The organism is Ulvibacterium sp., assembly GCF_965248315.1.
Taxonomy (GTDB): domain Bacteria; phylum Bacteroidota; class Bacteroidia; order Flavobacteriales; family Flavobacteriaceae; genus Ulvibacterium.
Window position 1 is genome coordinate 945,662 of sequence record NZ_CBDFIX010000002.1, and the last position, 15,724, is coordinate 961,385.

The 15,724-nt window shown below is 42.3% G+C and carries 14 protein-coding genes; 10 read left to right on the plus strand and 4 right to left on the minus strand.

Annotated features, from left to right (window positions below; genetic code table 11):
- Positions 1–2 precede the first annotated feature (2 nt).
- A complete protein-coding gene (locus ACP2AF_RS05560) occupies positions 3–980 on the minus strand; it encodes a ThuA domain-containing protein (protein ID WP_425235248.1) in 978 nt (325 codons plus the stop codon).
- Between the two features lie 32 nt (positions 981–1,012).
- Entirely contained in the window at positions 1,013–3,880 is a 2,868-nt protein-coding gene (locus tag ACP2AF_RS05565; protein WP_425235249.1) for a VPS10 domain-containing protein, read from the minus strand.
- 194 nt (positions 3,881–4,074) lie between these two features.
- On the opposite strand from ACP2AF_RS05565, the gene ACP2AF_RS05570 reads away from it, so the two are divergent.
- From ACP2AF_RS05570 to ACP2AF_RS05580, 3 genes are all read left to right on the plus strand, one after another.
- Positions 4,075–4,359 carry a hypothetical protein gene (locus ACP2AF_RS05570; RefSeq protein WP_425235250.1) on the plus strand — a complete coding sequence of 95 codons (285 nt, stop codon included), beginning with the start codon at positions 4,075–4,077 and terminating at the stop codon, positions 4,357–4,359.
- Positions 4,360–4,480: 121 nt separating this feature from the next.
- The gene (locus ACP2AF_RS05575) at positions 4,481–5,773 is read left to right on the plus strand and encodes an aminopeptidase P family protein (RefSeq protein WP_425235251.1); all 1,293 of its coding nucleotides are present in this window, start codon (positions 4,481–4,483) and stop codon (positions 5,771–5,773) included.
- A 71-nt stretch (positions 5,774–5,844) separates the two neighbouring features.
- Positions 5,845–6,783, plus strand: coding sequence for a hypothetical protein (locus tag ACP2AF_RS05580; protein WP_425235252.1), 939 nt, complete (start codon positions 5,845–5,847; stop codon positions 6,781–6,783).
- 115 nt (positions 6,784–6,898) lie between these two features.
- On the opposite strand, the gene brnQ is transcribed toward ACP2AF_RS05580, so the two are convergent.
- Complete coding sequence (gene brnQ, locus ACP2AF_RS05585; RefSeq protein WP_425235253.1) at positions 6,899–8,170, minus strand: branched-chain amino acid transport system II carrier protein; 1,272 nt, start codon at positions 8,168–8,170, stop codon at positions 6,899–6,901.
- 268 nt (positions 8,171–8,438) lie between these two features.
- On the opposite strand from brnQ, the gene ACP2AF_RS05590 reads away from it, so the two are divergent.
- Positions 8,439–8,657: a hypothetical protein gene (locus ACP2AF_RS05590; RefSeq protein ID WP_425235254.1), complete on the plus strand. Its 219-nt coding sequence runs from the start codon at positions 8,439–8,441 to the stop codon at positions 8,655–8,657.
- 165 nt (positions 8,658–8,822) lie between these two features.
- On the opposite strand, the gene thiL is transcribed toward ACP2AF_RS05590, so the two are convergent.
- Positions 8,823–9,869, minus strand: a complete 1,047-nt coding sequence (gene thiL / locus ACP2AF_RS05595; protein ID WP_425235255.1) for a thiamine-phosphate kinase — start codon at positions 9,867–9,869, stop codon at positions 8,823–8,825.
- 66 nt (positions 9,870–9,935) lie between these two features.
- Between thiL and ACP2AF_RS05600 the strand changes: the two genes are divergently transcribed.
- From ACP2AF_RS05600 to sufC, 6 genes are all read left to right on the plus strand, one after another.
- A complete protein-coding gene (locus ACP2AF_RS05600; RefSeq protein ID WP_425235256.1) occupies positions 9,936–11,186 on the plus strand; it encodes a choice-of-anchor B family protein in 1,251 nt (416 codons plus the stop codon).
- A gap of 33 nt (positions 11,187–11,219) precedes the next feature.
- The gene (locus ACP2AF_RS05605; protein WP_425235257.1) at positions 11,220–12,581 is read left to right on the plus strand and encodes a hypothetical protein; all 1,362 of its coding nucleotides are present in this window, start codon (positions 11,220–11,222) and stop codon (positions 12,579–12,581) included.
- A gap of 135 nt (positions 12,582–12,716) precedes the next feature.
- Positions 12,717–13,046: a HesB/IscA family protein gene (locus ACP2AF_RS05610; protein ID WP_425235258.1), complete on the plus strand. Its 330-nt coding sequence runs from the start codon at positions 12,717–12,719 to the stop codon at positions 13,044–13,046.
- A gap of 35 nt (positions 13,047–13,081) precedes the next feature.
- On the plus strand, positions 13,082–13,447 hold the full coding sequence (locus ACP2AF_RS05615) for a four helix bundle protein (RefSeq protein WP_282160086.1): 366 nt from the start codon (positions 13,082–13,084) through the stop codon (positions 13,445–13,447).
- Between the two features lie 42 nt (positions 13,448–13,489).
- On the plus strand, positions 13,490–14,935 hold the full coding sequence (gene sufB / locus ACP2AF_RS05620) for a Fe-S cluster assembly protein SufB (RefSeq protein ID WP_425235259.1): 1,446 nt from the start codon (positions 13,490–13,492) through the stop codon (positions 14,933–14,935).
- A 22-nt stretch (positions 14,936–14,957) separates the two neighbouring features.
- A complete protein-coding gene (gene sufC / locus ACP2AF_RS05625) occupies positions 14,958–15,710 on the plus strand; it encodes a Fe-S cluster assembly ATPase SufC (RefSeq protein ID WP_120709866.1) in 753 nt (250 codons plus the stop codon).
- The last annotated feature ends 14 nt before the right edge of the window (positions 15,711–15,724 follow it).

The following is a 15,724-nucleotide window of genomic DNA, read 5'->3' on the forward strand; positions in this document are numbered from 1 at the left end:
GCTTATTTTTTGAACACCCGGGAGCTGGATTTGTTTTCAGTTGGAAAACCTTCGGGAATTTCTTGTGTTACTTTCCCGGTGGCGGCCCATTCCGTACCCCGAAGCATTGTAGCAATGAAACCAAGGCATTCTACGGAATAATCCGCATGTCCCATAATGTTATGGAAGATACGTCCCTTACCATAGTCTAGTACCATTAAGGCAGGTTCATGTCGCCCGGAGCCCTTCATTTCTTGAGAGGCATAGGCTGTTGCCAAGATTTCCATTTTTTCGGCGGGGCCACGCAAGCGTTCATAAAGTTCGTCCTTGGTATGTAGCCATTTGGTCGGCATGCCCTTTGTTATAGGGTGTTCCGTATTTCTAACCTGGATTACATATTCATGCTGGGGACCATGTGCCCCGGCTTTTCCGGGAGAAGTATCTCGAACAAGCTCATCCGCATCATTGAAATAAACATAGGGACCGTCTTTTTCCGTTCGATCGCCCCAACCGCCAAGACCTATCATTTTATTGTAGGCCTCCCATTTTGGGAAAGAGTTGTCCGCTGCATGAAAGACCACCAGTCCGCCCCCATTTTCAATATATTTTTCAAATGTCCTTTGGGTAGATTCCGGCCAGGGAGCGGCATTCCAACCAAAATTGGAAATAACTACATCATAATCGGAGAAATTCGGGCTGAAATTGGAATCGGGTTTGGGTTTCTCCATGGCCGTAGTTTTTCCGATTCCATTAATGTGGAAATCTTCCAAATAGTCGTCGCCCTCCCATGTATAGGCTGCCCTAACCACGTCTACTTCAAACAAACCTGCATTCTCCAAGTAGTGCTTGAGCATAAAGCTAATTTTGGGCCATTGGTTATGATTGTTTTGACCATCAACAATCAGAACATTAATTTTGCTTTTCTTCGATTCTGTTTGGGAATAGAGGTTTCCGGTCAGGATGATAAAGAGACCGGCACAAACCATACTTCTGAACCTCATTGTTTTCATATTTTTAAATTAAAATAATTCATTCATTTCATTTTGGAAGCATCCTTTATCTCAAATTCCACCTTCGCTTTTTGACCATTCCCCTCAAGTTCCACAAGATACTTCCCTTTGGGCAGATAGGTCTTTCTGTTCTGGGCCTTCTTCAGTTCTTTTTTGTTTTTTTTCAAGTAAGCCATTTTCCCGGATTTCGAGAAAGCCAGATCATAGGACAAGATATTGAAGCCTTCATCCGCTTGGATATCAGTGCTACTAACGGCAATGTCATCCAATGTCTTGATGGTGGCTGAAAAAGTAGCCGGATCGGAACTATAAAAAACAACATCCAACCCGGGGGTGGATGGTTTTGACCAAGCTCCTGGAGAATTACCCCAATTTGGAGAGTGTACTATAGGTTCAATTTCAAAAACATGAAGGTCTTTTTCCAATACCTTTGGTCTCAGTTGCTGCATATGGGCAATATCTGCCTTGTAAATACTTCGGCCGTGGGTTCCCACCAAAAGATGCCTGGCATTTGGTTGAATAACCAAATCGTGTACCGCAACATTGGGCATTCCGTTTTGGAAAACCTCCCATGATTCGCCCCGGTCAAAAGAAACATAAAGTCCATTATCCGTACCCGTGAACAAAAGGTTCTCATTTTCTGGATCTTCAAGAATCACATTCACGGGCGAAACCGGAATACCCTTTGAAATATCTTTCCAGGTTTTGCCATAATCATCGCTTACAAAAACATAGGGAGTGAAATCGTCCCAGCGATACCCGTTTAAACTTACATACACCCGCTCCTTTTTATGCTTGGAAGCGGCAACACGGCTTATCCATAGATCTTTGGGGAAAGAGCCGGATATAATTTCCCAACTGCCCCCTCCGTTTTTGGAAACATGGACTAGGCCGTCATCACTTCCGGTGTACAATAGTCCAAAGGCAAATGGAGATTCTGAAATCGTAGTCAAGGTACCATAGGCAACGTTGCCTTTCCGACCGCCTTGGGTAAGGTCTGTCGAAATAGGTTCCCAATCATCCCCTTGGTTCATGGAGCGGTGTAGTACGTTGCTTCCTATATATACAATGTCCTGATTGTGGGAGGACAGTAGAATTGGGGTTTGCCAATTGAAACGATATGGTGGAGCCCCCAATTCATGTTTAGGCATTATCCCGATTCTTTGGTCTTTCTCCAAATCCAAACGATAATAATTTCCGAATTGATACCCGGCATATACGGTATTGGAATTTCGATTATCTATCTGCACCTGCATACCATCAGCGCCCAAGATTGATTTCCAAGGATAGTGACCAGTTTGATGCCAAAGACTGTTTTCTTCGGCATTGTGCGGCCCCTTCCAAACACCATTGTCCTGCAATCCACCATAGATATTATAAGGTTCTTCATTATCCACGTTTATGGCATAGAACTGCCCTACGGACGGGGAGTTGTTTTTTATCCAATGTTCCCCATCATCGTAGGAGATGTTTACACCTCCGTCGTTCCCGTTAATCAGATGGCCGGAACGTTTAGGATTGATCCAAAGAGCATGATGATCGGCATGTACATTTTTACCGCTGATGGAAGTAAAGGTCTTGCCCCCATCTTCCGATTTTAGTATCGGGACACCACCCAAATAGATTTTATCCTTATCATTGGGATCTATCCGTATTTGGGCAAAGTAGTACCCATAGCTATAGAAAAGATCATCAATGTAGTTTTCATTTTGCTTGGCCCAAGTTTTGCCACCGTCATCACTTCTGTAGACCTCGGCCCCAATTACCGGCGTATCGAAGAGGAGCGCATTGGCATCTTCCAAATATTTGGCCAGGTCTGTAGGTTTTACCGATCCACTTCGGACAAGTTGCTTTACATTTTCCGCCCTATATTTTTCCTGGAAGTTCTTGGTCTTGAGAAAATCATTAAGTTTTTGGTCATTCAGTTTCAAAAAGCGTTCAGAAGACATGGTCTTAAAATCTTCTTTGTCCAACTTGTCCGATTTCTTTGCGGACTTCTTTGTTTTTTTACGCCGAAATTGGTTATCAAGTACGGCATATATGACGTTCTCATCAAAAACGGCCAGGCCGATACGGCCCACGCCATCACCGGTAGGAAACCCACTTTCCGATGTCGAAATTTTATTCCAGGTGGTTCCCCCATCCGTGCTCTTGTAAATACCCGAAGCACTGCCGCTACCGGTAAAATTCCATGCTTTTCGATCTTTCTGCCATACCGCCGCATAAAGAGTATTGAAATTACCTGGTGTGTAGGCCAAATCTATAATTCCTGTCTCATCGTCTATAAAAAGGGTTTTTTGCCAAGTTTTCCCCCCATCCGAAGTCTTGAACACACCCCGTTCGGAATTGGGAGAATACAAATGCCCCGTAACCCCTACCAAAACTTCATCGGGATTGTTGGGATGTAAAAGGATTCTCCCGATATGATGTGAGTCTGCCAGGCCCATATGTTGCCAAGTTTGACCTTTATCTGTGGATTTAAGTATCCCAATGCCCGCATATGAAGACCTGGATGCATTGTTTTCGCCTGTGCCTACCCAAATAGTACCTGAATTCCAATCTACCGCAACATCCCCTACATTCTGGGTCTCCGAGGAATCCAATACCGGAACAAACGAGGTGCCGTTATTTTTGGTATACCAAAGCCCTCCTGAAGCGTAGCCCACGTAAAACTCCGAAGGATTTTCTGGATTTACGTCCAAGTCTACCACCCGACCGCTCATCACGGAAGGCCCCACATTTTTCAGCTGAATATTCTTTACCAATGTGTTATGGGCCATCTGATTTTTTTGGCGAAGCGCTTCTACTACCTTTTGCGATGTAGTGGAAGAAGGTTGCCCAAAAATCCAAAAGTGACAGAGTAATAGACTTGTAATGACAAATCCACGCATAAGATTCAGTATTTAAAAATCATATTGGGAAAGTTAAGGAAACTTCGCCAGAAATCGTATTAACTCAAGTTTAGTTGATCGCCAATCTTAAAACAGGCACTAGAATGATAAAATGATAAATAGTATGATGTCTAGTTGCGTATTAACCTAATTTTTTGTTAATTTATTGACAATAACCAACCAAAACTTTTAAAATGGAAGAATACTTACCGTTAATTATTCAATTAATTTCAGGGGCCATCGGAGGCAACTTGGCTGGGAAGTTAATGAACAACCTGTCCTTAGGAACCGTGGTAAACTCTGTCTTAGGAATTTTGGGAGGGGGTCTTGGAGGCCAACTTTTGGGAATGCTGGGATTGGAAACCGGTGGTGGTGAAATGGATATGGCCAGCATTTTAGGTAGTGTAGCCGGAGGTGGAGTAGGCGGCGGTGTTCTCATGGCCATTATAGGCGCTATCAAAAATGCGATAGGAAAATAATAACGATAACATAACCAACGTAAACTCTGACCCCAAAGGCTTTAAAGCCTTTGGGGTCTCTTTATTTTGATGACTTAGATCTTCGTGGAAATCGCTATTTTTGATCAAAGCACATGTCAAAATGAAATACGACCAAATTCCTGATACACTTTTTGTAAAGAACCGTAAAAAATTCATGACCCGAATGCTGCCCAAAAGTTTAGCGGTATTCAATTCCAATGATGTATATCCCATTAGTGCAGATAGCACAATGCCCTTTCAGCAACATCGAGACATTTTCTATCTGAGCGGCGCGGATCAAGAGGAAACGATTTTGGTGCTTTTCCCCGATGCTCTGGACAAAAAACATCGTGAGGTTCTCTTCGTAAGGGAAACGAATGCTCATATTGCCGTTTGGGAAGGAGCCAAATTGACCAAGGAAAAGGCCACGGAAGTTTCCGGAATCGGGACCATTTATTGGCTGTCCGATTTCGACAAGGTGTTTTTTGACCTCATGACCGAGGCCAACACCATTTACCTGAATACCAATGAACATTACAGGCAAGCCGTAGAGACCCAAACCCGAGAAGATCGATTTATTCAAGAATGCAAACGAAAATTCCCGGCACATAACGTTGCCAAAAGCAACTCCATATTACAACATATTCGTGGTGTTAAGGAACCCGAGGAAATAGACCTTATGCAAAAGGCATGCAATATTACCGAAAAGGGCTTTCGACGGGTTTTGGATTTTGTACAGCCGGGTGTTTGGGAATATGAAATCGAGGCCGAATTGCTCCACGAGTTTGTACGAAATCGTTCCAAAGGATTTGCCTACACGCCCATAGTCGCTTCGGGCAATAATGCCAATGTGCTTCATTATATAGAAAACAACCAGCAGTGTAAGGATGGGGAATTAATTTTAATGGATGTTGCTGCAGAATATGCCAACTACTCCAGTGATCTTACACGGACAGTTCCCGTAAATGGCAGGTTTGACGAACGCCAAAAAGCAGTGTACGAAGCCGTTTTGCGTGTTAAAAAAGAGGCGACACAGATGTTGGTTCCCGGTACAATTTGGGCGGAATACCACAAGGAAGTAGGGAAGGTGATGACTTCCGAACTCTTGGGCCTAAATCTTCTGGACAAGGCCGATGTACAGAACGAGGATAAAAATTGGCCAGCTTATAAAAAGTATTTTATGCACGGCACCAGTCACCATATTGGCTTGGACACCCATGACTATGGGGAGCTTAAGACTCCTATGAAGGCCAATATGGTTTTTACCGTTGAGCCTGGCATTTATATTCCTGAGGAAAAAATGGGGGTACGATTGGAAGACGATGTGGTCATTCAGGAGAATGGGAAACCGTTTAATCTAATGCGTAATATCCCGATTGAGTTGGAGGAAATCGAATCTCTTATGGCAAAATAGTTGGGTTGGCTCTCGTACACAAAGAAGCAATATTTAATTTGGAATCAACACACATTTAATGAATGAAAACGATGGGAAAAAGAATTGGAATAGCCATATGTATATTTGGTTTTTTGGCGGCAAGTTGCTCGAATTATAAAAGTGCCAACGGTTTGACTCAATATGAAAACATTGATTCCTTGGCCATCTTTGCCCCTGAATTGGCTATGGAGCGAAATACATACAAAGGCTCTTTTTCGGACGATTATAACACCTTCTTCTTTTTTCGAAAGAAAACAAAGGACCAGGAAAAATATATACCTTATCAATCCACCTTTGAAAAAGGCCAATGGAACGTACCAAAGGTGGCCGAGTATTATGATGAGGACTATTCGTTTACATACCAACTTAATGTTCCGAAAGAAAACAAGCTTATTTTTCTGTCCAACATGCGGACCAAAAATGATACAACGAATCGACCGAATTATAATTTCTGGTCGATAAAGCGATCTGACAGCGGTTATGGATGGCCCCAAGAATTGGGACCAAAAACCCTTATGTACAATTATAATTCCCAGCCTTCTATGGCGAAAACGGGCACGATTTTCTTTACCTCGGATACACCCGATTGGGCACATACCTATTCCTATAAGATGGAATTGCTCGATAACGACAAATATGACGAGCCGAAACCATTTGAACCGATAAATCGATGGAGGTCCCAGCTGGGCTTAACAATCTACGAATTCGCCATGGGCCCCAACGAGGATTATCTCATAGTTTGTATTAAGGAAGAATCCAAAAAAGGGACCTTGAATACGGATTTATATATTTCTTATTTTAAAAATGATGATTGGACCCGGCCGAAAAAGTTGAATTATGGAATAAACACCGCAGAAACGGAAAACTTTCCGGTTATTACGGCGGATGGGAAATATTTGATTTTCACTAGGGCATTTTCCCGGTTTTATATATTCCCGATTAATGTATTGACCGGGACAGACATATCAATTGAGGAAAGTGCTTCCTAAAAGGCATAGCTTCGACCCCAAAGGTCGTTATGGGGATGCTCCCTAAGTCTTAGGTCGGGCAAGGAGACCCTTCAACCATAAAAAATAGATTTCACATAGACAAAGGAAATGGAAGTCACAGACTCTTTTTTATAAAATTGGTTAGAGTGAAAATTGCAGCGGAAGGTAACACCCAACCCATACTAAATTGGCTTAGGGGAATCCATTCGGAAATACCGGCAATCGATTCCCCAAGACCAATACTTCTCAAAAAATCAGGAATACTAAAAAGTATCGTGGTAAGTACCACCCATGTAAAGACTTTTGTTGATGCAAACTTCCGGGGAACTACATTAAGTAGAATTAAAACTATAGTAATCGGGTAAATAAACATGAGAGCAGGCAAGGCCACGGCAATGATATAGCCCACATTAAATTGTCCCATGACCACTCCAAGAACGCACCCTATTATTGCTGTTAGGGTATAAGCCTTTTGCGAATTGTTAAAACGGTACTTAACAAAATCTGCCGTTCCCGTAATGATGCCCACGGCCGTAGTAAAACAGGCCAATCCCACTAAAAGACTAAGAAAAAGATTGGCCGTACTACCCAAGGTATATTTGCCGATACCACTCAATAAGGCAGTTCGGGTAATAGTATCATCGAATTCGAAGTGCATCAGGGCCCCGGTAAGAATAAGCCCTGCATATATAAGGAACAATCCTGATCCCGCCAACCATCCGGCATTCGCAATTAGGGCTTTCTTTTCATCGTAAGTGGCATCGGCCATCTTAAGGTTTATGGAGACGATGATCACTCCACCAACAACAACGGCCCCCATGGCATCGAACGTTTGATAACCCTCTAAGACGCCATCGGCAAAAGGATTATTAAAGTCGATATTTCCAAAATCGAATTCGAACGAAAAGAAGGTCGTAGCGATAATTACCAAAAGGATAAGAATAATGGCCGGAGTTAACCACTTTCCAATCACATTTAGGATTTTGGACCGGTTCATAACAAAAATGAAGACCAGCATAAAATAGATAGAGCTGGTCAAAATGGCCGGAGTTTGGAACACAGGTGCAATGGCTATTTCATGAGTAACAGCAGCCGTTCTGGGAGAGGGTAAACTAATAGCGATGGCATAAATCAAAAAAGAATAAACCCAACTAAAAGTGGGGGATACCTTTTTTCCTAAATCAAAAAGTGTTCCTTGCAAACGGGCATGGGCCAAGATACCCAAAATAGGAATTAAAACTGCAGAGAGACAAAATCCCAGGGCGACCAACCACCAAAGTTCTCCAGATCGAAAGCCCAACAAAGGTGGTAGGATAAGATTGCCGGCCCCAAAGAAAAGCGAGAATAAGGCAAATGCGGTTACATAGGTTACTTTGGTCATTTTCACTTTGTCGATTTTTTGAGACTGGAAAGTTAACCCAAAATTGCGCTTTGTACTAAGTACAGCTTCTTCAGGCCATGTTTAAGATTTTACCAAAAGTTGCACTTTGTCGATTTTTTGAAAAGAAATGCCTGCTATACCCAATAAAAAACAATGCTAAGGCGTTGTATGCTATATAATGTTCAACGGACATTGTGAGCAATTGACCCAAATCCAGAATTTCGTATTCTTAATGAACCCCAATCATCGAGTACGACTTGATAAACCTACAAGTATGAAAAAGTTTTTTTGCAGTGTTTTTGGCCATCATTATGTTGTGTCCAAAAAAATTACCCATCACATTAAAGAATATAAATGTATCCATTGTGGTAAAGAAGTCACCACGGATGTCAGCGGAAACCTTTCTACCCTGACTCCGGAATTACAGGATATTAACAAGACCTTGGAAGGTCTTTATCAAAAAAGACATAGAGCTGCACAGCAGGTAGCTTAACTATGCTTTGGCAAGAAGGTTCCGTGCCCAAGGGGCAAGCGGAATTATGAGTTATTCCTGGAAATTGAGTAAGCACCCTTATTCTCCACTGTCGTTTGCCCCACAACAGTTTAGTAGGGATTGCCCTTGATTTTCGGGAATTTTTTTTTGCGATTTAAATTTCTCCTAAGACTTAAAAGAATTCCATCCTTGTGCTGTTAATGGAATTTGGCTTTCGCCTCGTGTAATTAAGTTGGCACCTAACGAATCATCCGTCATATGCCCAATGACGGTCAAATTTGGATTGCCTTTGATTTTGTCAAAGTCCTTTTGGTCTATTGTAAACAACAGCTCATAGTCCTCGCCACCACTAAGCGCTACCAAGGTACTGTCCATCTTAAACTCCTCGCAGGCTGAAATAACGGTGGGATCCAAAGGAATTTTATCCTCGAACAACTTACACCCTACTTGGCTCTGTTTGCAGAGATGTAATATCTCAGAAGACAGGCCATCGCTAATGTCGATCATAGAAGTTGGTTTTACCTGTAGGTCTTTCAAAAGCGCTACCATATCCTTTCGTGCTTCAGGTTTCAATTGCCGTTCTACAATATAGGAATACGGTTCTAGATCAGGTTGGCTATTGGGATTTACCTTAAAAACTTCTTTCTCCCGTTCAAGCACCTGTAGCCCCATATACGCTCCGCCCAAATCTCCGGTAACCACAAGCAGGTCGTTTGGTCTCGCCCCGTTGCGGTAAGCAATATTTTCCTCCCTAATCTCTCCCATCGCGGTTACGCTAATGAGCATGCCTTTTGTAGAGGAAGTGGTATCCCCTCCGGCCAAGTCCACCTTGTAAAAATTACAGGCCAAGGCAATACCTTCGTAAAGTTCTTCGAGCGCTTCCAAAGGAAATCTATTGGAGACCGCAATGGAAACCAAAATTTGGGTGGCCTTGGCATTCATGGCATAGACATCGGACAGGTTTACCACTACTGATTTGTATCCCAGATGTTTTAAGGGCATATAGCTGAGGTCAAAATGAACGCCCTCGACCAACAAATCGTTGGTAACGATTGTTCTTGTATTCTCAAAATTGAGCACGGCGGCATCATCGCCAATACCTTTTATGGTCGATTTTAGATTTATAGGAAAGTCCTTGGTCAAATGATCTATCAATCCAAACTCCCCCAATTGCTCCAAGGAGGTGCGCTCCTGATTCTTATTTTCCAGCATGCTGCAAAAATAAGGAGGATATAATATAAATAGTATCTTTACTAGAAAAGAACTTATAATTAGGCTATGAAAAGGTTCTTCGCTTTCCTACTTGGCACTTTCCTATTTTTTGGTTGCTCCAACGATGACAATGGCAATGGAGATGACGGCAGTATGGATAATCAAGCACCACAGGGCAACATTGATGATACAGTCGGATTTACCCCTTGTGAGAATGGAACGGCGGGACCGTTCGCGTGTGATGGATATGATCTGCTTGGGAGAATTTCGCTATCGGATTTTGGAGCGAATTCAGGAAATGATATTTGGGGATGGACAGATAGCTCCACAGGCAAGGAATATGCCTTAATGGGGTTGGACAACGGAACAGCCTTTATAGATATATCGGATACCGAAAATTTGATATATTTAGGAAAATTGCCCACTACAACGGTAGCCAGCATTTGGCGCGATGTAAAGGTTTTTAATGACCATGCATTTATTGTTTCCGAAGCCAATGGACATGGTATGCAGGTCTTTGATCTTACCAGATTACGCAATGTGGCAAGTCCACCACAGACTTTTGAAGAGGACGCGATATATACCGGGTTTGGAAATGCACACAATGTTGTGATCAATGAGGATACCGGATTTGCCTATCCAGTAGGCACGGCCCGGGACGATGCTTTTAACGGAGGGGCTCATTTTGTAGATGTCCAAGACCCTAAAAATCCAGTTCCGGCAGGAGGTTATGGCGCCAATGGATATTCACATGATGCGCAGGTGGTTACATATAACGGACCGGACCCGGATTATAGCGGTAGGGAAATCTACATTGGCGCTAACGAAAACAGAATAATAGTAGCCGATGTTACGGATAAGGCAAATCCTTCGGAAATAGCCACCGTTCAGTACGGCAATATTGGCTATACCCATCAAGGTTGGTTCACGGAAGATCATACTTATTTTATTCTTGGGGACGAAACAGATGAAATCAACTTCGGGTTCCAATCACGGACCCTGATTTTTGACTTTACGGATTTAGATGAACCCGTATTACATCATACGTATTTAGGACCGACCAGTGCAACAGATCATAATGGGTATGTAAAGGGGGATCAATTTTTTCTGGCCAATTATACGGCCGGAATCCGCGTTCTCGACATTTCGGATATAGCAAATAGTAATATCGTTGAAGAAGGTTTTTTCGATACTTATCCTGAAAGCGATACTCCGGGTTTTGATGGTGTTTGGAGCGTTTACCCCTTTTTTGAAAGTGGAAAAATAGTTGTTAGTGATACAAATTCCGGACTTTTCGTAATTAGAAAATCGGATTAGGGAAAATCACCTATATCTTAAAAATAGGTCACAATGAAGAGGATATTCCTTCTGTTTTTTTTAATAGTCCTAATGGGCTGTTCTACAGATTCTGAAAATGACAATTTAGAAAACCAGCCCTTGGAAAGAGAAGAGGAAAATATTTTTCAGGGCAAAATTGATTGGGTCAGGAGTTTTGGCGGATCGGGAGCGGACACCCCTAGAGCCATGATTACAACTTCTGATGGAGGTTATGCCATATTGGGATACACCAATAGTACAGATGGAGACCTTACGGATAGGACTTTGGAGGTAAACGATTATTGGTTATTGAAATTGGATGTGGACGGCAATTTGCAATGGAGTAAAACCTATGGCGGTAGCATGGATGATAGGGGGCAATCCGTGGTGCAGACCATGGATGGAGGCTATGCCATAACGGGCTACGCGATGAGCAGCGATGGAGATGGCAGTAACAATGAAGGTTTTCATGACAATTGGATCGTTAAGTTGGATGCTACTGGAAATATGGAGTGGGAACGGAGTTATGGATTTTCTGGGCATGACCATTCTTATGATGTGCTACAGACAAGTGATGGAGGCTATTTTTTCATTGGGTTTTTAGACATAACGGCTGCCAGGGCAGATGGATATGAAGAAAAGGGGTATTCCCTTACACGCCATGGCGTTGGTGAGTTTTGGGGAACCAAGATCGATGCACAGGGCAACATAGAGTGGCGAAGATATTTTGGCGGGACCAACAATGATAGAGCCCATGCCGTGGTACAGGCAGATGATGGTGGTTTTGTTATGGCCGGGTTTTCGGAAAGCGATGATTTTGATATCTCAAATACCAAGGGGAGCTATGATTTTTGGGTTCTAAAAATCAATGTTCAAGGCGATTTGGTTTGGGAGCGCTCATTTGGAGGAACAGGGATTGAAATTTCACAGGACATCGTAAAAACGGAGGATGGGAATTACGTTGTTACGGGACATACCTTTAGTACCGATACCGATGTTTCCAAAAACAATGGGGAATCAGATGTTTGGATGATAAAAATTGATGATTCCGGAAATTTGTTATGGGAAACCACTTTGGGAGGGACCCAATTTGATGCCGCGGAAAATGTGAGTCTGGCAAAGGACGGCGGATTCATAATCTCGGGGAATTCCAAAAGTTCAGATGCCGACGTCACTAAAAACGAAGGCGAGAATGATATTTGGATAATTAAGACCGACGCCGATGGTACCTTAATCTGGCAAGATAGCTATGGAGGGGCCGGGTTGGACTTTGGATTTGATGCCCTTCAAAGTAACGATGGAGGTATTGTCTTGGTTGGCGAGATGGATGACCCTGGCTTCTTGGAACTTCAAGGGAAGGGAATGACAGATCTAGTCTTAATTAAAATCAAGTAATTTTCTTTTCCTAAGATTGTACTTCACCATAAGTTACCCTTATACTTTAATACGTTATAATAATGTTAGGAAATGTGGTAAAAACCCCACGATACCTTATATTTGTAAACTATTTAGAATAAATCCAATTAAGATATGATTCAAGTATCGGAAACAGCCAAGCAAAAAGTTGTCACCTTAATGACAGAGGAAGGTTTTGATGCTTCCAAGGACTATGTTCGCGTAGGTGTAAAAAGCGGAGGATGCAGTGGGTTGTCCTATGAATTGAATTTTGATAATAAGGTGGATGAAGCCGATAAGGTTTTTGAGGATAACGATGTTCGCATCATTGTGGACAAAAGGAGTTTTCTGTACCTCGTAGGCACAACCTTGGAATACTCGGGTGGATTAAACGGCAAGGGCTTTGTATTCAACAATCCTAATGCGCAAAGAACATGTGGATGCGGTGAGAGTTTTTCATTATAATAAGTTAAAGAGTTAAAGGGGAAAAAGCAAAGTGCATGTATAGCTCCTTTGAAAATTTGGAAGTTTATAAAGCAACCATAAGCTTTACCGGTAGCATATATAAATTATTGGAGAAGAAACCACTGAAAAATGATTTTGCTATGGTAGACCAATTAAAAAGGGCAACCATCTCAATTTCCAATAACATATCTGAAGGTTTTGAAAGAGAAACGGATAGGGAACTAATTAGATTCTTGTATTTTTCAAAAGGTTCGGCAGGAGAAGTTCGAAATCTTTTTAATGTAATGGAGGAAATAGGATATTTTGACGCAAAAGAGTTGTCACATTATAAGGATGGTATTGTTGGTATATCTAAACAACTCGCAAATTATATTAAGTATGTTAAAAAACGAAATAGCTGAACTTCGCTGTTTTACTTTTTAGCCTTTAACTTAAAAAAGAACATGGCATATACTGAAGAGGAATTAAAGAAAGAACTGGAAACCAAAGAATACGAGTATGGTTTCTATACAGATATTGAATCGGATACTTTTCCCAAAGGGCTCAGTGAGGAAATTGTTATAGCCATTTCCAAGAAAAAGGAGGAACCCGCCTGGATGACGCAATGGCGCTTGGAATCCTACCGGTACTGGAAGGAAATGGTTGAACCGGAATGGGCCAATATTCACTACAAGAAACCTGAATTTCAGGATATTTCCTATTATTCGGCCCCGAATAAAAAGCCCAAATACAATAGCTTGGACGAGGTAGATCCCGAATTGTTGGAGACCTTCAAAAAATTGGGAATTTCCCTTGATGAACAGAAAAAACTGGCTGGGGTTGCGGTAGATATTGTTATGGACTCCGTTTCCGTAGCCACTACCTTTAAAAAGACCTTGGCTGAAAAAGGAATTATTTTTTGTTCCATTTCAGAAGCCATACAGGAACATCCGGAACTAGTCAAAAAATATATAGGTTCCGTCGTCCCCCAAAAGGACAATTTTTATGCCGCTTTGAATTCGGCTGTATTCTCGGACGGGAGTTTCTGCTACATACCCAAAGGGGTAAGATGCCCAATGGAACTCTCCACGTACTTTCGGATAAATCAAGCCGGTACGGGCCAATTTGAACGGACATTGGTCATAGCAGATGAAGGTAGTTATGTTAGTTATCTGGAAGGTTGTACCGCCCCGTCCCGTGATGAAAACCAATTACATGCAGCTGTAGTCGAACTTATTGCTTTGGACAACGCCGAAATAAAATATTCAACGGTACAAAACTGGTTTCCTGGGGATAAGGAAGGCAAGGGGGGTGTTTACAATTTTGTGACCAAAAGAGGATTGTGCGAGAAAAACGCAAAGATTTCCTGGACCCAAGTGGAAACAGGTTCGGCGATAACCTGGAAATATCCATCCTGTATTTTAAAGGGGAACAATTCCATCGGGGAATTTTATTCCATTGCCGTAACCAACAATTTCCAACAAGCGGATACCGGGACCAAAATGGTGCATTTGGGCAAAAATACCCGAAGTACCATTATATCAAAAGGTATCTCCGCAGGACAGTCACAGAACAGTTACAGGGGATTGGTACAGGTAAATAGCAGGGCGGAAAATGCACGGAATTTTTCACAATGCGATTCCCTTTTGATGGGCAATGAATGTGGTGCCCACACATTTCCCTATATCGAAGCGAAGAATAAATCGGCCCAAATAGAGCATGAGGCGACTACAAGTAAAATTGGGGAAGATCAGATTTTTTATTGTAACCAACGGGGAATAGATACCGAGAAGGCCATCGCCCTTATTGTAAATGGTTTCAGTAAAGAGGTATTGAACAAATTACCCATGGAATTTGCCGTTGAAGCCCAAAAATTGTTGGAAATAAGTTTAGAAGGTTCCGTAGGATAAACCATATCAAAAAAGAAATACAATGCTAAAGATAAATAACCTGCATGCAGGTGTAGAAGGAAACGAGATATTAAACGGTATCAACCTGGAGGTAAACGCAGGAGAAGTGCATGCCATTATGGGCCCAAACGGGTCTGGGAAGAGTACTCTAGCTGCAGTGATTGCCGGCAAAGAGGAATTTGAAGTTACGGAAGGTACGGTCGTTTTGGATGGGGAGGATTTGGAAGACTCCGCCCCGGAAGAACGTGCACACAAGGGGATTTTCCTGTCTTTTCAGTATCCCGTTGAAATTCCTGGCGTAACTGTCACCAACTTTATGAAAACCGCCATTAACGAATCTAGAAAAGCAAAAGGCTTGGAAGATATGCCTGCCAATCAAATGCTAAAGCTGATTCGCGAGAAATCCGAACTGCTAGGCATAAATCGAAAGTTTTTGTCCAGATCGCTGAACGAAGGTTTTTCCGGGGGTGAAAAAAAGCGAAACGAAATTTTTCAAATGGCCATGTTGGAGCCTAAATTGGCCATTTTGGACGAAACGGATTCAGGTTTGGACATTGATGCACTTCGTATCGTGGCCAATGGTGTGAATAAATTGAGAAGTAAGGATAACGCGGTTATAGTGATTACCCATTATCAGCGTTTGTTGGAATACATTGTACCGGATTATGTACATGTGCTACATGAAGGAAAGATTGTAAAGTCCGGTTCCAAGGAATTGGCCTTTGAGTTGGAGGAAAAAGGGTATGATTGGATCAAAAATGAAGCTGTGGTTTAATTGATAGTCTTCCT